This window comes from Novosphingobium sp. CECT 9465, assembly GCF_920987055.1.
Classification (GTDB): domain Bacteria; phylum Pseudomonadota; class Alphaproteobacteria; order Sphingomonadales; family Sphingomonadaceae; genus Novosphingobium.
In genome coordinates, this window is record NZ_CAKLBX010000003.1 from 15,030 (window position 1) to 34,729 (window position 19,700).

Annotated in this window: 12 protein-coding genes and 4 pseudogenes; 13 read left to right on the plus strand and 3 right to left on the minus strand. The window is 64.6% G+C overall.

Annotation, left to right across the window (positions count from 1 at the left end; genetic code table 11):
- Positions 1 to 135: 135 nt before the first annotated feature.
- The 13 genes and pseudogenes from LUA85_RS19320 (at position 136) to LUA85_RS19380 (ending at position 14,768) form a co-directional block, all read left to right on the plus strand.
- Positions 136 to 759: pseudogene (locus LUA85_RS19320) on the plus strand (cation transporter).
- A pseudogene (locus LUA85_RS19325) lies at positions 759 to 2,720 on the plus strand (FTR1 family protein). The pseudogenes LUA85_RS19320 and LUA85_RS19325 overlap by 1 nt, the downstream one beginning before the upstream one ends.
- A 73-nt stretch (positions 2,721 to 2,793) precedes the next feature.
- Positions 2,794 to 3,090: a hypothetical protein gene (locus LUA85_RS19330; protein WP_053556596.1), complete on the plus strand. Its 297-nt coding sequence runs from the start codon at positions 2,794 to 2,796 to the stop codon at positions 3,088 to 3,090.
- Between the two features lie 60 nt (positions 3,091 to 3,150).
- Complete coding sequence (locus tag LUA85_RS19335; protein ID WP_053556562.1) at positions 3,151 to 4,428, plus strand: TolC family protein; 1,278 nt, start codon at positions 3,151 to 3,153, stop codon at positions 4,426 to 4,428.
- Complete coding sequence (locus LUA85_RS19340) at positions 4,428 to 5,603, plus strand: efflux RND transporter periplasmic adaptor subunit (protein WP_231471587.1); 1,176 nt, start codon at positions 4,428 to 4,430, stop codon at positions 5,601 to 5,603. Before LUA85_RS19335 ends, LUA85_RS19340 begins: the two co-directional genes overlap by 1 nt.
- A gap of 3 nt (positions 5,604 to 5,606) precedes the next feature.
- Complete coding sequence (locus tag LUA85_RS19345) at positions 5,607 to 8,852, plus strand: efflux RND transporter permease subunit (RefSeq protein ID WP_231472090.1); 3,246 nt, start codon at positions 5,607 to 5,609, stop codon at positions 8,850 to 8,852.
- Positions 8,853 to 8,905: 53 nt separating this feature from the next.
- Complete coding sequence (locus tag LUA85_RS19350; RefSeq protein ID WP_004212879.1) at positions 8,906 to 9,394, plus strand: SRPBCC domain-containing protein; 489 nt, start codon at positions 8,906 to 8,908, stop codon at positions 9,392 to 9,394.
- Positions 9,391 to 9,768, plus strand: coding sequence for a hypothetical protein (locus LUA85_RS19355; RefSeq protein ID WP_004212880.1), 378 nt, complete (start codon positions 9,391 to 9,393; stop codon positions 9,766 to 9,768). The genes LUA85_RS19350 and LUA85_RS19355 overlap by 4 nt, the downstream gene beginning before the upstream one ends.
- Before the next feature lie 47 nt (positions 9,769 to 9,815).
- Positions 9,816 to 10,229, plus strand: a complete 414-nt coding sequence (locus LUA85_RS19360; protein ID WP_004212881.1) for a hypothetical protein — start codon at positions 9,816 to 9,818, stop codon at positions 10,227 to 10,229.
- Positions 10,230 to 10,232: 3 nt separating this feature from the next.
- Positions 10,233 to 10,919, plus strand: a complete 687-nt coding sequence (locus LUA85_RS19365) for a ZIP family metal transporter (protein WP_004212882.1) — start codon at positions 10,233 to 10,235, stop codon at positions 10,917 to 10,919.
- A complete protein-coding gene (locus LUA85_RS19370; protein ID WP_004212885.1) occupies positions 10,916 to 11,524 on the plus strand; it encodes a cation transporter in 609 nt (202 codons plus the stop codon). Before LUA85_RS19365 ends, LUA85_RS19370 begins: the two co-directional genes overlap by 4 nt.
- A complete protein-coding gene (locus tag LUA85_RS19375; RefSeq protein WP_004212886.1) occupies positions 11,521 to 14,022 on the plus strand; it encodes a heavy metal translocating P-type ATPase in 2,502 nt (833 codons plus the stop codon). The genes LUA85_RS19370 and LUA85_RS19375 overlap by 4 nt, the downstream gene beginning before the upstream one ends.
- Complete coding sequence (locus LUA85_RS19380) at positions 14,019 to 14,768, plus strand: HAD-IIB family hydrolase (protein ID WP_004212890.1); 750 nt, start codon at positions 14,019 to 14,021, stop codon at positions 14,766 to 14,768. Before LUA85_RS19375 ends, LUA85_RS19380 begins: the two co-directional genes overlap by 4 nt.
- A 196-nt stretch (positions 14,769 to 14,964) precedes the next feature.
- Here the strand turns inward: LUA85_RS19380 and LUA85_RS19385 are convergent.
- From LUA85_RS19385 to ltrA, 3 genes and pseudogenes are all read right to left on the minus strand, one after another.
- Positions 14,965 to 16,884, minus strand: a pseudogene (locus LUA85_RS19385) (Tn3 family transposase); the annotation flags it as partial.
- Positions 16,885 to 16,947: 63 nt separating this feature from the next.
- Positions 16,948 to 17,496 (minus strand): annotated as a pseudogene (locus LUA85_RS19390) (transposase); the annotation flags it as partial.
- A gap of 67 nt (positions 17,497 to 17,563) precedes the next feature.
- A complete protein-coding gene (gene ltrA / locus LUA85_RS19395) occupies positions 17,564 to 19,093 on the minus strand; it encodes a group II intron reverse transcriptase/maturase (protein ID WP_008828485.1) in 1,530 nt (509 codons plus the stop codon).
- Positions 19,094 to 19,700: the final 607 nt, after the last annotated feature.

Here is a 19,700-nt window from a genome sequence, read left to right on the forward strand (position 1 = left end):
GGATCGTCGTCACCTTCGTCGAGGTCTCGCTGGCGACTGCCCAATCATCACCGCTTCATCATGCCATCCTTGCTTATGCGAACGTGTCGCACATTTCGCTTGCTTCTACAGCGACTGGAGTGGTAAGAAGGCCGCATGAATGCTTCTACCGAAAGCTGCGGGTGCCACGGGGAGCCCGCGCGCGCGCAACCGATCCGGCCTATCGCCGTGCGCTGCTGACCGTCCGTGGTGCTCAACCTCGGCTTCGGAGTCGCCGAGCTGTTCGGCGGTTCATCGCCGATAGCCAAGCGCTGAAAGCGGATTTCCCTCGATTTTCTCGGGACGGGTCGATCAGCCTTATCGGTCTCTCGCGCTTGCCTGGTCCGCACGGGCGAGGGCAAAGGTCGCGCTGACGCAGGGGTTGTTTCTCGGTGCGCTTGGCGTGGGCGTAATCGGTTTCGCGATTTGGCGCGCCCTGAACGCAACCGCGCCCGATGCCGAACTGATGGCACAATCGGCGTTGTCGCGCTCGCGATCAATGTCGTGTCCGCCTTGGTGCTTGCGCGTTTCCGGGAAGGGGACGCCAATGTTCGCGCGATCTGGCTGTTCAGCCGCAACGACGCGCTCGCCAACGTGGCGGTGATCGCCGCGGCCGGTCTGGTGGCGTGGACAGGAAGCGCCTGGCCGGACCTCGCCGTCGCCGGCCTCATCGCCCTCCTGTTCCTCCACTCCGCTTATGAAATCGTCACTGGCGCTCGGCGCGAATTGGGAGAGCGGTAGTGCGTCTGCTCGCGTTGATCCGGGCAATGCTCTCGTTGCGGCTGCTCTCCGCGCTCGCGGCGCTGCTGATCCCTGCTGCGGCAATCGCCGAACCCGGCGACGTGCAAACCGCATGGCGGCTGCTCGACTATATGGCCGTCGATTATGGCGGCGCGTCGCCAACGGTCGGATCAAGAGCACGTCGGAATATGCCGAGATGACGGAGTTCGCCGCGTCGGTCTCGACACGGCTTCAGGGCCTGCCGGCGAAGCCGGAGCGTCAAGCCCTCATCCAGCGGGCTGCCACCTCCAGGCGGTGATCGCGAAAAGGGACCGACTGAACAGGTGGCAACATTGGCGCACGGGCTCGCGGCCGATCTGTTGCGCGCCTACCCGGTGCCGCTCGCGCCCGATAAGGCTCCGAACCTCGTCTCCAGCGATGCCCTGTTCCGACAATCCTGCGCGTCCTGCCACGGGATGACGGGCAACGGCCGTGGCCCTGACGCCGCCAAGCTCGCTACGCCCCCGATTGCTTTCACCGATGCCGAGCGCGCGCGCCAGCGCAGCGTGTTCGCGCTCTATCAGGTGGTGACGCAAGGCATCGACGGGACCGCGATGCAGAGCTTCGCCGATCTGCCCAACGATCAGCGCTGGGCGTTAGCATTCCGAGCCGGGAGCTTCGCCTTCACGGATGCGCAGGCGCGCGAAGGCGAGCGGCTTTGGAAATCCGACCCGACCCTTCGCCGGCGCATTCCGGACCTGAAAACCCTGGTCGCGCTCACCCGGCCGCGCTCGGCGCGGCGATCGGCGACGCCAAGGCTGACCCAGTGCTCGCGTTCCTGCGTCGTCATCCCGAACAGGTGATACAACAGGCTCCCGGCTCGCTCGCGGTCGCCCGCGCCAAACTCGCCGAAAGCGTGGCGGCTGCGCGGCGCGGCGATGCGCGCATGGCGAAAGAGCTGGCGCTGTCGGCCTATCTCGATGTGGTTCGAGCCGATCGAGCCAACACTCACCGCGCGCGACGCGACGCTGATGGGTCGAATCGAGGGCGCGATGGGGGAGTTCCGCGCCTCGATCGACCGGGGCGCGTCGCCCGATGATCTCGCGGAGAAGGTCGCAGTACTGGGCGGCCTTTTCGACGATGCGGAAGCGGCGCTCGCGCCTGATGCCGCCACCGAAGCGTCCACGTTCCTGGGCGCGTTCACGATCCTGCTGCGTGAAGGGCTCGAAGCCCTGCTCATCGTTGTCGCCATGATCGCGTTCCTGCGTAAAGCCGAGCGCGGCGAGGCGCTGCGGTACGTGCATGGCGGCTGGGTCAGCGCGATCATCGCGCGGGATCACCTGGGCGGTCGCCACCTATGCGATCGGGATCAGCGGTGCGAGCCGGGAGCTGACGGAAGGGTTTGGCTCGCTGTTCGCCGCGGTCGTGCTGCTCTCGGTCGGGATTTGGATGCACGGCAAGGCGCAGGCCGATCAGTGGCAGCGCTATATTCGCGAGAAGATGTCGCGGGCGCTCTCGGGCGGGTCGGGCTGGTTCCTGTTCGGCTGGCGTTCGTCGTAGTTTATCGCGAGGTCTTCGAGACGATCCTGTTCTATGCCGCGCTTTCGGCGCAAGGTGACAACGGGATGCTTCTCGCGGGGGCCGGGTCGGCGATTGGACTGCTCAGCCTGATCGCTTGGGCCATGCTTCGCTACAGTCGCAAGCTGCCGATCGCGCAGTTCTTCCGCTATAGCTCCTGGCTCATGGCGGTCCTGACCGTCGTGCTGGCGGGTAAAGGCGTCGCCGCGCTCCAGGAAGCCGGCCTTATCAACATCGCACCGCTCGCGGACGTGCCACGGCTGTCGATGCTCGGCGTGTTTCCCACTTGGCAATCGGTGCTGGCGCAACTCCTGATGGCGGTCGCCATTGCGGTCGGGTTCGCCTGGAACGGGCGCGACCGATCCCGCTCGGGTTCCGGCTCAGTGACCCTTGGTTCGAATTAGTGCAATGACATGAAAACCCTTCCGTGATAGAGGCAAGCTAGTGCGAGCCTTTTTGCCTCTCCTGACATGCCTGATGCTGGTCCTCACCAGTTTCTCCGGCATGGCTCACGCCGCCGATCTGGCGGGGGGGAGCATCGCGGGCGTCGAGTTCACAATCCATACCGATGGCGACATCGATCAAGTGCCATCGGATTCGGACAAGAACGTCCCGCACCATCACAATTATTGCCACGGGCATGACGTTGGTGCGCCTGCGCGCACGACGATGGAATATACCCACGTCCTCACGATGCCCAAGCCGACTATCTCCGCCTCTGCGTCGCTCGATGGCCGCACCGGCACGGTCCATTTGAGACCCCCCCAAGCCTGACGTCCGATTTGGGCGCGCGTTGGCGCGCCCCTGTCGATCATCGTCAGGAGTCCTATTTTCATGCATCGTATCCTCGCGGCCATGCTGGCCGCAGCGTCGTGCGCCACTATGGCGCAGGCGCAGGTCGGACCGTCCGCGCCTTTTGCGCAGGACGCGCCGGTCTACACGCTTGACCAAGCGGTCAGTGCAGCGGGCGGTTCGGCCCCTGCTGCCGAAGCGGCAACAGCCGCGATCGATGCGGCCCGCGCGGGCCGCACGGTCGCCGGACTGCGGCCCAACCCGGTTGTCCAGGGCCAGGTTGAGAACGTCATCGGCTCGGGTCCGTATCGTGGGGTCCGCAGCGCGGAATCCACGGTCGGCTTTGCGATCCCGATCGAGCTAGGCGGCAAGCGCGGCGCCCGCGTCGCGGTCGCCAATGCGCAATTATCCCGGGCCGAGATCCAGGCCGCGATCATCGCGGCGGATGTCCGGCTTCAGGTGACGCAGCTTTATGTCGAAGCGGTCGCGGCCGATCGCCGGGTGGCGACGGCGCGGGATCAGGCCCGGATCGCCAGCGACGCGCTGCGGGCTGCGAGCGTTCGCGTGCAGGCGGGGCGCGCCTCCCCGCTCGAGCAACAGCGCGCAGATGTCGCGCGCATCAACGCCGACGCCAATGTGGAGCGGCAGCTTCGCTTGGCTGAGGCGGCGCGGGCCAATCTGGCGCGCCGGATCGGGCGACCGATTGACGGTGCGCTCGATGACACGCTGCTCGATCGCCTCCCGGGGGCGAACGTCTATGGGCCGATCGCGCCGGCTGACACGACCGGCACGCTGGCGCTGGCGGCGGCCAACGCGGATTTCTCGATCGCCGAGGCCGGCGTGCGGCTCGCGCGCGCTAATCGCGTCCCTGACCTGAACGTCGGACCTGCGATCCGCCGACTGGAAGCGACCAACGACATGGCGGCGGTGTTCACCGTGTCGATCCCGATCCCGGTGTTCAACAACGGTCGCGCGGCGATCGCGCAGGCGACCGCGCAGCGGACGCAGGCGGATGCACAGCGCCGCGTGACCGCGCTCGACATCGAACAGGCCATCACGGACGCGCAGGCACAGGCGGCCAATGCCGCGACGACCGCACGCGCGGCGTCGGGGCCGGCGCTGGCGGCTGCGCAGGAGGCCGCCCGCATCGCCCGGATTGGCTATCGCGAGGGCAAGTTCGGCCAGCTCGAATTGCTCGATGCGGAACGCACCCTCGCCGAGACGCGGGTCGCCGCGATCGACGCGCTCGCCAACTATCAAAATGCCCGCGCGCAGGTGGAGCGATTGACCGCTCCTGCGCCCAATGGGGGAAACCAGTGATGAAGAACTTCTATCTCGCGGGCGTCGCATCGCTCGCCCTGCTGCTGGCTGCCTGTGGCGGCAAGGATGCCGGGAACGAGGCGACCGCCAATGCCGCAGCCGGTAACGAAGCGGCAGGCACGGAAAAGGGCGGTGCCGAAGGCGGTCATGCCGATGAAGGCGTGGTCACGCTGGGCGCCGATCAGATCGCCGCAGCGGGCGTGCAGATTGGACGGCCGATCATCGGCGGGGCCGGGACGATCGAGCTGCCCGCGATCATCGAGGGCGACCCACAGGGAACGCAGGTCGTCTCGGCCGCAATTGCGGGACGCGTGGTCGCGCTCACCCGTAACCTCGGCCAATCGGTCGGACGCGGCCAGACCATTGCGGTCATCGAAAGCCGCGAGGCGGCGCAGATCAAGGGCGAGGTCGAGGCGGCGCGGGCGCGGCTTCAGCTCGCTAATTCGAACCTCGCGCGCGAACAGCGGCTGTTCGCGCAGAGAGTCTCCCCTGAACAGGATCTGATCGCCGCCCGCACAGCGGCGACGGAGGCGCGGATCGCCCTGACGCAGGCGCAGAGCATGGTTTCGGCGGCGGGTGTCGGCGGCGGCGGGCTCAACCGGCTCGGCATTGCCGCGCCGATCTCGGGCCAGATCATTGCGCGCCCCGTGACGCTGGGACAAACGGTCGCGGCGGATGCCGAACTCTATCGCATCGCCAACCTGAGCCAGGTGTCGATCGCGCTTAATCTCAAGCCCGAGGATGCGGGCCGGGTGCGTCCCGGCAATACGGTGCTGGTGAAGGCGGCAGGCCGTCAGGCGACCGCCCGCGTGACCTTCGTGTCGCCGGCGCTTGATCCGCAGACGCGGCTCGTGCCTGCGCTCGCCACCCTCGACAATCGCGGTGGCGAATGGCGGGTCGGCGAGCCTGTGACGGCAGCCGTGCAGCTCACGGGCAGCGGCGGGAGCGGGGCGGTCCGCGTGCCGACGACGGCGGTCCAGAGTTTCGAGGGCAAGTCGGTCGTGTTCGTGCGCACGCCCACCGGCTTCAAGGCGACCCCGGTCCAGCTCGGCGATGCGTCGGGCGACACGGTGATCGTCCGGTCGGGCCTGACCGGCAACGAACAGATCGCCACCACCGGAAGTTTCACGCTCAAGGCCGAGATCGGCAAGGGCGAAGCGAGCCACGAGGATTAAGCCATGATCGCCCGTATCGTAACCTGGGCGGTCGAGAAGCGCTGGCTAGTCCTGCTCCTCACCGTCATCGTCGCCGCCATCGGCGCCTTTTCCCTCTACCGGCTACCGATCGACGCGGTGCCGGACATCACCAACAATCAGGTCCAGATCAACGTCCGCGCGCCTGCCCTCTCGCCCGAGCTGGTCGAGAAGCAGGTGTCGTTTCCAATCGAAACCGCGCTCGCCGGCACCCCCGGCCTGGAATATACGCGCTCGTTGAGCCGCAACGGCTTCGCGCAGATCACGGCGGTCTTTTCGGACGCGACGGACATCTATTTCGCCCGCCAGCAGGTGGGCGAGCGTCTGCGGGGCGTGCAAGAGAATCTGCCCGACGGCGTGAACCCTGAAATGGGTCCGATCGCGACAGGCCTGGGCGAGGTGTACATGTACACCGTTCGTCTCGATCATCGCGAGGACGACAAGCACAAGCCCGGTGAACCGGGCCAACAGCCCGATGGCAGCTACATCACGCCAGAGGGCGAGCGACTGACGACCGAAGAGGACAAGGCGACCTACCTGCGCACCGCGCAGGACTGGATCGTGACGCCGCTTCTGAAGACCACACCGGGCCTCGCCGGTGTCGACTCGATTGGCGGTTACGCCAAGCAGTTCCTCGTCGTGCCCGACGTGCAGAAGCTGGCCTCGCTCGGCATCACGCTGACGGACCTGGGAAATGCGCTGGAGCGCAATAACACCAGCGTCGGCGGTGGCTTCGTCAATCGCAATGGCGAAGGTCTGGCTGTTCGCTCGGATGCGCTCGTTCGCAATGCCAGCGAGTTGGCCAGGACCGTGATCGCGACACGTAACGGCGTGCCGATCACGGTCGAACAAGTTGCGACTGTGAAGACGGGTCAGGCGATCCGCATGGGTTCGGCATCGGAGAACGGTACCGAAGTCGTCGTCGGCACGGCGATCATGCGGATCGGCGAGAACAGCCGCATCGTGTCGACCGCGGTCGCTGAGAAACTGAAGACGATCAACGCTTCGCTGCCTCCTGACGTCGTAATTCAGCCGGTGCTGAACCGCACCGAGCTGGTCAATTCGACGATCAAGACGGTCGCGAAAAACCTGTCCGAAGGCGCGGTGCTGGTCATCGTCGTGCTCTTCCTGCTGCTCGGCAATTTCCGCGCGGCGCTGATCGCGGCGCTGGTCATCCCGATCACCATGATGCTGACCGGCTTCGGGATGCTGCGTGCCGGCGTCTCGGCGAACCTGATGAGCCTTGGCGCCTTGGACTTTGGTCTGATCGTCGACGGCGCTGTCATCATCGTGGAGAACGCGCTGAGACGGCTTGCCGAGCAACAGCATCATGAAGGTCGCTTGCTGAGCGTAAGGGAACGGCTCGCGACCGTGGCGGCCGCCGCGCGCGAGATGATCCGCCCCTCGGTATACGGGCAGGCGATCATCATCCTTGTCTATGTGCCGCTGCTCACGCTGACCGGCGTGGAGGGCAAGACGTTCGTGCCGATGGCGCTCACCGTCATCATCGCGCTCGCCTTCGCCTTCATCCTCTCGATCACCTTCGTGCCGGCCATGATCGCGATCTGGCTGTCGAAGAAGGTTGAGGAGAAGGACGGCCGCATCATCACGTGGCTGAAGAAGCGCTACGAGCCCGGTCTTGACCGGGCAATGAAGCGCCCGACCCTGACGATCGGCGCGGGTGTCGGCAGCCTTGTCGTGGCGGCGCTCGCCTTCACGACGCTCGGCTCGGTGTTCCTGCCACAGCTCGATGAAGGCGACCTGCTGATCCAATCGCTGCGCATCCCCGCCACGTCGGTCCAGCAAAGTCAGGCGATGCAGGTGCCGATCGAACGGATGATGTCGAAGCAGCCGGAGGTGGCGTTCGTCTATTCCAAGACGGGCACGGCGGAACTCGCTTCCGACCCGATGCCGCCCAACGCCACCGACATGTTCGTCATCCTGAAGCCGCGCAAGGATTGGCCAAATCCCGATCTTGCCAAGGAGGAGCTGGTCAGCCGGATCGAGGGAAATCTCGCAAAAATCCCGGGCAACGCCTATGAGATCACCCAGCCTATCCAAATGCGCTTCAACGAGCTGATCGCCGGCGTGCGCGGTGACATCGCGGTGAAGGTGTTCGGCGACGACTTCAACACGATGAACCGGACGGCCGAGCAAATCGCGGCGGTGCTGCGCAGAACGCAAGGCGCAGCGGACGTGAAGGTGGAGCAGACGACCGGTCTTCCCATGCTCGACATTCGCGTCAACCGCGACGCGATGGCGCGGTTGGGCGTTACGGCTCAGGATGTGCAGGACACCGTGACTGCGACGATCGGCGGGCGAACATCGGGCCAGATCTTCGAGGGCGACCGTCGCTTCCCCGTGGTGATCCGCCTGTCGGAGGCGCAGCGTGCCGACATCGGCCTGCTCCAACAGGTGCAGGTGCCGGTGGCAGGCGGCGGCTATGTACCGCTGTCCAGCGTCGCCGAGATCAAGGTGGTCGATGGTCCGAACCAGATCAGCCGCGAGAACGGCAAGCGGCGCGTGGTGGTGCAAGCCAACGTGCGTGGCCGCGACGTCGGATCCGTCGTGGCGGATGCGCAGGCGGCGATCGGCAGCCAACTCCGGCTGCCTGCCGGCACCTATCTCGAATGGGGCGGCCAGTTCGAGAACCTCCAATCGGCAAGCGAACGGCTGAAGCTGGTCATTCCGGCTTGCTTCATCTTGATCCTGCTGCTCCTCTACGGGGCGTTGGGATCGGTCCGCGACGCCGCGATCGTGTTCACCGGCGTGCCTTTCGCGCTGGTGGGCGGCGTCCTGTTGCTGTTCCTGCGGGGCATGGACTTCTCGATCTCGGCGGCAGTGGGCTTCATCGCCCTCTCGGGCATCGCGGTCCTCAACGGCCTCGTCATGGTCAGCTCGATCCAAGATCTGATCCGATCAGGGATGAGCCGCGAGGAAGCCGCGCATGTTGGCGCGATGCAGCGTCTGCGACCCGTCATCATGACCGCGCTAGTCGCCAGCCTCGGCTTCGTGCCGATGGCGCTGGGCGAAGGCGCCGGCGCAGAGGTTCAAAAGCCTTTGGCGACGGTCGTCATCGGCGGTCTGATCTCGGCGACGCTTCTTACGCTGTTCGTGCTGCCGACACTCTATGCCCGGTTCGGGCAGAAAGTGATCGAGAAACCCGAGCACTACAATGAGGAGCATGAAGGGGACGACCACGGTCAGACCTTCGTGAACAACTTGGCCTGATGGATGGGCGGGGCGATCCGCGATCGCCCCGCCCATCTCTGGGAGATGGGGATATGCCTCGCACCATAACCAGCTCGATGCTTCACGGCGGGCCACTGCGCATCTGGTCGGCACTCACCGATCCGGATCATCGCCGGGCGTGGAGTCCGCTCGTATTTCTCGATGATCCGTCCCGGCTCGGCGACACAGAATGCACCTTTGCGATCCAGGGCATCACCCGGCCAATTCGGACGCCAGCACGGATTGATCGATTCGATAAACCGCACGCCTTCGCTTGGTCCTGCGGCATCCCCTATCTGTTCACGCTCGAAGAGCGGTACGAGCTGGCGGGGGACGATGGCGGCACCAGGCTAACGCATAGCTGCACGCTGCGCGGGGCGCTCTCCCTGCCGTTCGCGGCGATGATGTTGCGCCGCCTGCGATCCCTGATGGTCGAATCTGACGATCGCCTCGCAACCTATCTCCGCTGGCGGGTAGGTCAGCCTGCCCGGGCTATCAATCGTCAGCGCGTCCCCTTCCGCTACAGGAGGAAGGCGCGATGATGATGCACTGTAAGCGGGTGCTGCCCGCCGTCATCCTCGTTGTCGGGCTCGCGGCGTGCTCGGAAAGAAAGCCGCCAGCCCCGCCAACGGAGCAGCAGATCCATTCGTCCGACAGCGCCGTGGCGACCGGGGAAATGGGGCGGCATAGATATCGCTGTTCCGACGGGGAACCGCTGTTCGTCGATTACAAGGACAACGGCCTGCAGATCGATTTGCGGCGCTCCAACGGGGGACCGCCGATGATGCTGACCGCGCCAGCGCAGGGCCTGCAATATGTCGGCGAAACAGCCACCGCGACCTTCAAGGGGTCGCAGCTCACCATCGTGGAAGGCGATGGCCGTACCCGGATCTGCGAGCGGGAAGGCACGCGATGAACTGCCCTGCCTTCGAACGCCACAGGGCGCTTCGTCGGAAGAGACCGATGTCTGACACGTCGATTTCAAATGTGACAACCTTGTGCGGCCTGAATCGGGCCGGTCTGGCGATCGCGCGCCTCGGCGTCGTTCTCGTCTCCGGGGCGGTTATAGGGGCGTGTAATCCAGCGCCGACCCAGCCTACCGAGCCGGCGCATGAAAAGCATCTGACGTCGAAACTAATCGCGCAGCGCATCATGTACTGCGACGACGGCACACGCGCCGATGTCGACTTCATCGATGACGGCTTGAAAATGGCCGTCACCTGGCTGCCGAAGGGCAGGACCGAGATCCTGCGCGCGCAGCGAACCGGTGACGAGTTTCGCGGCGACCATTCGCGGGCTGTCGTGGCGGGCGGATCGATCGCGTTCACGCGACGCGGGAAGATCCGCGTCTGCCACCGAACCCCGGAGGAGTCCTAGGAAATGCAGGCACTGCTCTATACGCTTGCGCCTGTGCTGGCGGTCGTGCTCGGCGCGATTGTCGCGAGCCGCACCAAGTTGAAACCTGGCCTCGTGGCGGGCCTACAGCATCTCGCTGCCGGCGTCGTGTTCGCGGCGGCAGCGACCGAAATCCTGCCGCAGGTCAAGCATGAGGCATCGCCCAGCGCGACGTTGATCGGCGGGGCGGCGGGCGTCGCGACCATGCTGGGGCTCAAGGCTCTTGAGGCCCGCTTCAAGGGGCCGATGGCGCTACTCGCCGCGATCGGCATCGACATTCTGGTCGACGGCCTGGTGCTCGGCCTCGCTTTCGTGGCGGGCGAGAAGGCAGGTCTCCTGCTGACGATCGCGCTCACTCTGGAAGTGTTATTTCTGGGACTGACGCTGACCGACGAGCTGGCGGAAACCTATCGCTCGCGCTTGCGCATCATCGTGATCGTCTCGGCATTGGCCCTGCTGCTGCCGATCGGCGCGCTCGCTGCCGTGCCGGTCGCCGCGCTGTCGCCGGTGATGATCGCCGGCTTCCTCAGCTTCGGGCTGATGGCGCTGCTCTACCTCGTCACGGAGGAGTTGCTGGTCGAGGCGCACGAGAAACCCGACACCCCGCTCATCAGCTCGATGTTTTTCGTCGGCTTCCTGGCCCTGCTGACACTTGAGGAGATGATGGGATGATCCCGGGCAACGACAACAATGGCGGGCAGGAGCGCCGCACACTGTGGATCGTCCTGCTGCTGAACGCGGCGATCGCTGCGGGCTTCTTCGTTTCCGGCTTCTTCGCGGACTCGAGCGCGCTGATCGCCAACGGCGTCGACAACCTGTCCGATACGGCTGTGTATGCGCTGAGCCTTGTGGCGCTCACCCGGGGCCAGACATGGAAGACACGCGCCGCGGTCGCTTCGGGCGTCATGCTGCTGATCTTCGCGGGCGGCATCTTGATCGATGTCGGACGGCGCTACGTGCAGGGCAGCGAGCCCATCGGACCTACCATGATGGTCATGTCCGCGATCGCCGGCGTCGTGAATTACCTCTGCCTGCGGCTGCTCCAGCGCCTCAAGGATCCGGACGTCAATCTCCGGGCCGCAACCACCTTCAGCTTCAACGACTTCATTTCCAACGGCGGCATCCTGATCGCCGGCGTGCTGGTGCTGTGGTTGGGTACCAATTGGCCGGACCTGCTGGTCGGCTTCGCCACCGCCATCATCGCCATCAAGGGCGGTGTCGAAATCCTGCGCGACGCGCGCGCCGAAACCAAGAAAAGCGAAAGGAGGTCGTCATGAACGACAAGCTCGAACTCGACATTCCAGTGTTGTTGCCGGACCTTCCTGACGCGGCCGATGCCTGCCTGGACCGTCTCGTATCAACCCTGTCAAAGCGCGAAGGTGTCGAGCGGGCGCATGTGATCTGTCTCGACGGCAACACGCCAGCGGCGCTGTGCATCCATTTCGATGCCGCCAAGCTGCCGCTGCCACGGTTGCGCGAAATGGTGCGCGCCGCAGGTGCCGAAATCACCGAGCGCTACGGCCATGCGATCTGGCAGGTGACGGGGATCAACCACGAACGTCGGGCGCGCACGGTCAGCGATGCGCTGTGCGCCTTGCCCGGCGTGGTCCAGGCAAGCGCCAGCACCAGCGGGTCTGTCCGGGTCGAATATGATCGCCGCGAAACCACCGAAGAGGAGGTGCGCGCTGCGCTTCGCAAGCTGAAGGTGAGGGTGGGCAAGCGGGTCGCTGCCGATGAACATGCCGGCCACGACCACGGCCCCGGGGGCCACGGCGCGGGCGAAGAGAAGCACGGCCCCGGCGATGGCCACGACCATAGCCACGCCGAATTTCTCGGCCCCAATACCGAGCTGATCTTCGCGCTCGCCTGTGGCGCGCTGCTGGGGATCGGCTACGCGATCGAGAGGCTGGTCGCTGGCGCGCCCGAATGGCTGCCGACCGCCTGCTATATCGCAGCCTATTTCTTCGGCGGATTCTTCACGCTGCGCGAGGCGATCGACAACCTCCGGATGAAGAAGTTCGAGATCGACACGCTGATGTTGGTCGCTGCGGCCGGCGCCGCTGCGCTGGGCGCATGGGCCGAAGGTGCGCTGCTGCTGTTCCTGTTCAGCCTCGGCCATGCGCTTGAGCATTATGCAATGGGCCGCGCCAAGAAGGCGATCGAGGCGCTGGCGAAGCTCGCGCCCGAAACCGCGACCGTGCGACGCGGCGGGCAGACCAGCGAAATCCCGGTCGAGCAGATGGTCGTCGGGGACATTGCCATCGTCCGCCCGAACGAGCGCCTGCCTGCCGACGGCTTCGTCATCAAGGGCACCAGCGCGATCAACCAGGCCCCGGTCACGGGTGAAAGCATCCCGGTCGACAAGGTGCCGGTCGCAGATGCCGCAGCGGCACGCGCCAAGCCCGATGCAGTCGACGCGGAAAGCCGGGTTTTTGCTGGTACGATCAACGGCGGCGGCGCGATCGAGATCGAGGTGACACGCCGTTCCAATGAAAGCGCGCTTGCCAAGGTCGTGAAGATGGTGAGCGAAGCGGAGACGCAGAAGTCGCCGACGCAGCGCTTCACCGACCGGTTCGAACGGATCTTCGTGCCCGCCGTCCTGGTCCTGTCAGTGCTCCTGCTGTTCGCATGGGTGGTCGTCGACGAGCCGTTCCGCGACAGCTTCTATCGCGCGATGGCGGTGCTGGTGGCGGCAAGCCCGTGCGCGCTCGCGATCGCAACGCCGAGCGCGGTCCTGTCGGGCGTTGCCCGTGCAGCGCGGGGCGGCGTGCTCGTGAAGGGCGGTGCACCGCTCGAAAACCTCGGGTCGCTCAAAGCGATCGCTTTCGACAAGACGGGCACGCTGACCGAAGGTCGTCCGCGCATCACTGATGTCGTGCCCGTCGATGGCGCCGATGAAGGCGAGTTGCTGGCGCTGGCTGTCGCCGTCGAAGCGTTGAGCGACCATCCCCTGGCCCAAGCGATCGTCAAGGACGGCCGCGAACGTCTGAACGATCGTGCCGTGCCGACTGCCGGCGACCTCAAGAGCCTGACCGGTCGGGGCGTCACCGCGAGCGTGGATGGCGAGACGGTGTGGATCGGCAAGGCCGAGATGTTCGGAAGTGAGGGCATTCCGGCGCTGGGGCAGGGCGCGCAGGACGCAATCGCGAAGCTGCGCGAGAACGGCCGCACGACAATGGTGGTCCGCAAGGGGGACCGCGACCTGGGCGCGATCGGCCTGATGGACACGCCTCGCGAAGCTGCCAAGACCGCGTTGCGTCGGCTGCACGAGATGGGCGTGTCGCGGATGATAATGATCTCCGGCGATCACCAGAAAGTCGCCGAAGCGATCGCCGACGAAGTCGGGATCGACGAAGCGTGGGGCGACCTCATGCCCGAAGACAAGGTTGCCGCGATCAAGAAGCTCGCCGGCGAAGACAAGGTCGCGATGGTGGGCGACGGCGTGAACGATGCGCCGGCGATGGCAAGCGCCACGGTCGGCATCGCGATGGGCGCGGCGGGGTCGGACGTTGCGCTGGAGACAGCCGACGTGGCGCTGATGGCCGACGATCTGGCGCACCTGCCATTCGCAGTCGGTCTTAGCCGCCATACCCGTGGAATCATCCGGCAGAACGTCTTCGTCAGCCTGGGTGTCGTCGCCTTCCTGGTGCCTGCTACCATCCTCGGCCTCGGCATTGGGCCAGCGGTGGCGGTTCATGAGGGATCGACGCTGCTCGTCGTCATCAATGCGCTCAGGCTGCTCGCCTACCGCGATCCGGCAGGGAAGGCGGCATGAAGTGGCTGATCGCCTTCGACCTCGACGGCACGCTTGCCGAGAGCAAGCGGCCGTTATCGGAGGATATGGCCGCAATCCTCGCCCGATTGCTCGCCATCACGGATGTGGCGGTGATCTCGGGCGGGGACTGGCCGCAGTTCGAAAAGCAGATCGCCTCGCGCCTTCCTGCCGGCGTCGCGCTCGACCGTCTCTGGTTGATGCCGACCACAGGCACGAAACTCTATCGGTTCATCAATGGCGCTTGGCGCGCGGTCTATGCCGAACTGTTCGACGACGCGGAGAAGGCGAAGATCCGCACGGCCTTCGATCAGGCGCTGACCGATGCCGGTCTCGCCGACGAACGTATCTGGGGCGAACGGATCGAGGACCGGGGCAGCCAGATCACCTTTTCGGGCCTGGGGCAGGCAGCGCCGCTGAAGGAAAAGGAAGCGTGGGATCCTGACCGAAAGAAGAGGACCGCGTTGCAGGCCACGTTGCGCGCGAAGCTGCCGGAGCTCTCGATCAATCTCGGTGGCACGACATCGATCGACGTGACCAGAGCAGGGATCGACAAGGGCTATGGCCTGAAGCGCCTGAGTGCCGAGAGCGGTGTCCCGCTCGACGGGATGCTGTTCATTGGGGATGCGATATTCCCCGGTGGGAATGACTATCCCGCTGCTGAAATCGGCCTCGACACAGTGAGGGTGCGCGACGTCGCGGAAACCACCGCCGTCGTGACCGCCATCATCGCGTGTCTGCACCGATAGGATCAAGATACATGGTCGGCTCCATCGCGGAATGCCGCATTGTCAAAGCTCTGGCTTCTGTCGCTTAGGGCAGCGCTTCCTAAAACGAAAAGAAGGCAATGTGCGCGTCTCCGCGAACAAAGCCTCCAGCGATCAATCTAAGAGATTCCGCCGCGCTTCTCAATCGTAGGGGGCGTTTGCGGGAGGGGGCGGAATCCTACGCTAAGGATTTGGGCCAGCGATATTCCCCGGTTAGATTGATGTGTTCCCATCCCAACGGCGAGACGTGGGCGAGTAGATCAGGCGCGATATGGGTACCGCTGGCGGCCCGGGTATTGACGACCTCGCCGAGCTTCATGGTGTTCCAGAATATGATGATGGCGGCGAGCAGGTTCATTCCGGCGATGCGATAGTGCTGGCCTTCGCCGGATCGATCCCGGATTTCACCTCGGCGGTGGAAGCTGATGGCGCGCTTTAGGGCGTGGTGGGCCTCACCCTTGTTGAGGCCGATCTGAGCCTGGCGCTGGAGGCCGGCATCAAGAATCCAGTCGATCATGAACAGGGTTCGCTCGATGCGGCCCACCTCTCGCAATGCGAGGGCCAGCTCATTCTGGCGCGGGTAAGAGGCGAGCTTGCGAAGAATCTGGCTGGGGGCGACGATCCCCGCTGCGATCGTCGCCATGATGCGCAGGATGTCGGGCCAGTTGCGCTCGATGAGCGGTTCATTGATCTTACCTCCGACCAGCGCTCGCACATTGGCCGGCGTCGCGTTGGGCGTGAAGGCATAGAGTCTTTTCTGAGGGAGATCGCGGATACGGGGGGCGAACCTGTAGCCGAGCAAGGCGCAGGCGGCGAACACATGATCGGTGAAGCCGCCCGTGTCGGCAAAATGCTGGCGAACGCGGCGGCCCGCGTCATTCATGAGCAGCCCGTCCAGGATATAGGGAGCCTCGCTGACCGTTGCCGGGATCACCTGGGTTGCGAACGGCGCATATTGATCGGACACATGGCTGTATCCCTTGAGGCCCGGGACGTTGCCATATTTCGCGTTGATCAGATTCATCGCCTCGCCCTGCTCGGTAGCAAGGAAGAACTGCCCGTCGCTGGATGCCGATTGCCCTTGTCCCCAGAAGGCGGCCATGGGCAGGGCGGCGTGGGCCTCCACGATCATGGCGAGCGCCCGATCATAGGCGCTGCCTTCGACATGCCAGCGCGCGATCCGCAGCAATTCCCAGAAGCTGTGCGTGTTGGTCGCCGCCGCCATCTTGCGCAAACCGAGATTGACGCCTTCCGCCAGCAACACGTTCATCAGGCCGATCCGGTCGCTGCAGGGCGCGCCGGTGCGCAGATGCGTGAACGCCTCGGAAAATCCGGTTCGCTCATCGACTTCCAGCAACAGATCGGTGATCCTCGCGGGCGGGAGCTGTTGATAGAGATCGAGCACGAGATCCTCGGCCCCTTCGGGCGTGTCGGCCCTCAGCTTGTCGATGTGCAGCTTGCCGTTCTCGATGATGCCGCCTGGGATCGTGCCGGTTCGCGCCGCGCGGCCAAACTCCTTCAGCCGTGTATCCAGTCGAGCCCTGCGCTCGGCCAGCCATTCGCCGGGTCGCAGCGGCACGGCGAGCCGCGCGGTCTGCTCTATCGCCTGTGGCGGGACCAGAAGCTGCTTGAGGTCGCCATAGCGGCGCGATCCCGCCAACCATATGTCACCGGACCGGAAGGCGTCGCGGATGTGGAACAGCACCGCGATTTCCCAAAGCCGGTGGTCGCCGCTGGGCTCAGCGCGAAGATGACGATGCCATTTCGAGTTGGGACGTAGAAAATCCACCGGCGGATCGACCTTGATCCCGTTACGCAGCATCGCAACGGCCGCCAGAAGAGGCGTGGCGATCGGCGCCGCCTGCATGTCGAGCAGGCGCAGCATCCTGGGCGCGTAGAGGCGGAAACGGTGATAGCCGTCCAGCACACGGCTGAGCGGGTCGGCCGCGAGCACGTTGGTCAGCGCGGAGGCCGTGGCGACAAGGGGTCTGAACCGTTCCCAGCCAGGCCCGGTGGCGATTATCCCGTCCAGGGCCGTGCCATCGTCCTGCGCTCCAAGCAAAGCACCACCGATTTCGGCAAAGGACTGTCCGTCGTCAGAACATTCGGCACAACTCGCGGCGTAGATTAGCGGAGTGCGGACCTCGTCAGGGGGTTGATGTTAGGCGGCGAACTTGCGGTGCTGCAAGCGCCGATGTTCGATGGTCTGTCGCTTGATCCTTTCGCGCAGTTTGATGATTGCCGGAGCCCTGCCGAAGTAGGCGTCGGCAGGCGTCACGTTGGCCAGGCTCTCGTGGTATCGCTGGTGATTGTAGTGCTCGACGAAGGCCTCGATGTGGGCTTCGAGGTCGCCGGGCAGGAAGTAGTTTTCCAGCAAGATGCGGTTTTTCAGGGTCTGGTGCCAGCGCTCGATCTTGCCCTGGGTTTGGGGATGACACGGGGCGCCGCGGACATGGCTCATCTTCCGGGCCTCGATGTATTCCGCCAGCTCACCCGCGATGTAGCTGGGGCCATTATCGCTGAGTAGCCGGGGTTTGTGCAGCACCGTGGCGCTGTCGCAACCAGAAGCCGCCAGGGCGAGGTTCAGCGTGTCGGTGACGTCCTCGGCTCGCATGTTGGTGCACAGCTTCCAGGCGATGATGTAGCGCGAGAAGTCGTCGAGCACGGTCGACAGATACATCCAGCCCCACCCGATGATCTTGAGTGGAGTAGGAAGCGCATAAGCGCTTCCCCTCCCCGAACCGTACGTGCACCTTTCAGCGCATACGGCTCTCTATTCAACCTTGGTCCAAGGCCATGGCGACATCACGATAGCGGGAGGTGACGGTGTTTCGGAGCTCGTCCCGATAGATGTAGGGATTTCGCTCCGGATTCCGCCACCGGAACTGCATCTTCTGGCTTGTGACCAGTCGTCGCAGCGCCTTGCCGACGGCATTGCCCTGATTGCTTCGACCGTAGACCAGCCACGTCTTCGATTGGCCGGTTTCCGGCATGCGGTACCATTTACGCATCAAAGGCTTGATACGGGACCGGTACTTCTGCGCCAACCAGTGCGCCATTTTCCAGAACACGACGGTGTCGATGCGCCGGAATGTGCGCGCCGTGAAGTCGGTGAACCTGTAGAACGCAGCCCATCCCGCCAGCTGGCGGTTCAGACCGTCGATCATGTCCACCGCGGCAACCTCATGATTGCCGGAGAGAGCCTCGACCAATCGGCGAGCGAAGGTCTTGGCCTTCTCCTTGGGTATCGTTGAGACCACGGACATGCGTCCGCTCGATCCCCGCCTGCGGATAATCCGGTGCCCGAGGAACACGAACCCGTCGTCGACGTGGGTGATATGGCTCTTGTCCATATTCAACGTCAGCTTCAGGTCGTCTTCCAGAAAGGCCCGGCATTCCTCGCGGATGGCCTCGGCATGTGCCTTGGTGCCCTTGACGATGACAACGAAGTCATCGGCGTAACGGCAGTAGGCGACAGCAGGTTTCCATTGCCGGTTCTCGCGAACCGTGATGGGGCGCCCCTGCTGGATGCCGAAGTTCCATGCCCAGCGATCCTTTCGCGCCTTGTCGCTCAGGTATTTCGCCTCCAGCCACGCATCAAACTCATGGAGCATGATGTTGGACAGGAGCGGCGACAGCACGCCGCCTTGCGGTACACCTTCGCTTGAGGCGACGAACAGGCCACGGTCGACGTGGCCCGCCTTCAGGAATCGCCAGAGCAGATCAACAAACCGATCATCCCGGATTCGCCGCCGAACGCAGCGAAGCAGAAGCCGGTGGTGGACCGTATCGAAGTAGCTCGCCAGATCACCTTCGATGATCCAGCGGCCCCGCGCTCCGGCACCACTATCCTGCAACTGTATCTTCACGGTCCGGACAGCGTGATGCACGCTGCGTTCCGGCCTGAAGCCGTAGGAGAGGCGATGGAAGTCGCTTTCCCAGATCGGCTCCATGGCCATCAGCATCGCGCGCTGGACGATGCGGTCTTTCAGGGTCGGGATACCAAGTGGTCGTTTCTTGCCATTGGCTTTCGGGATATAGATTCGCCTGACCGGCTGCGGGTGATAACTCCCCGTCAGCAAGTCCGTTCGCAGACTGGCCAGCTGTTCTGCCAGTACGGCCTGCATCCGTCGCTTGTCCATTCCGTCGATGCCCGGCGTATTGGCGCCACTCGACGCCAGCACGATCCGAGCCGCCTCGGCAAGCCACGCCCGATCGGCAATGAGCCGGAGAAGGCGATCGAACTTGCGGTTCTGGTCGCTCTCGGCCCACGTCGCGAGCTTGTGCTGCATTTCGCTGATTATCAAAGGTCTTCACCTCGTTTGGTCAGGTAGTTTGCACTTCAAGCTGATTGAACTGTCCCCCTTCGCCATGTGACAGGCTTTCCCTGTCGCGGACTACTACGGGGACTCCGCCAGCACGGTGGACATCGGGGCCAACTCCCTTGGCATTCCATCATGCCTTCCCTCGTTCATATGCTGGACTTTCGCGCGCTGGGGAGGCTGCCGGTCGCAGTCCTTGTCCTTGCGTCCCGCAAGTCGATGCCGATGCCATGGCCTGGCTGCATTCTCTCCATGGCTCCATGCGGACGGGCTACATTTCCGGCCACATTCGGATGTCGCCGACATACGTCTCCGGCGCCATCATCAGCATTCCGCCTGTTAAGCCGTGTAGGCGAAGGCGACATTTCAGCCCTCGGATGCGGATTAACCGGTTCGTGTTCCTCAACCTTCCAGCGCTACAGCCTCGGGGACCATCTCGGCGTAACGGCTTCGCCTCAATCCCCTTTACCTGCGGGCTACGTCACCCTGCCAGTTGACGGCAGGTCACCGCCGCTTGGGCTCATGCCCCCTCACAGCAGAGGGCAAGGCATTCGTTCAGTTCCTCCTTTCTCCTTTGCATTCCAGTCATATG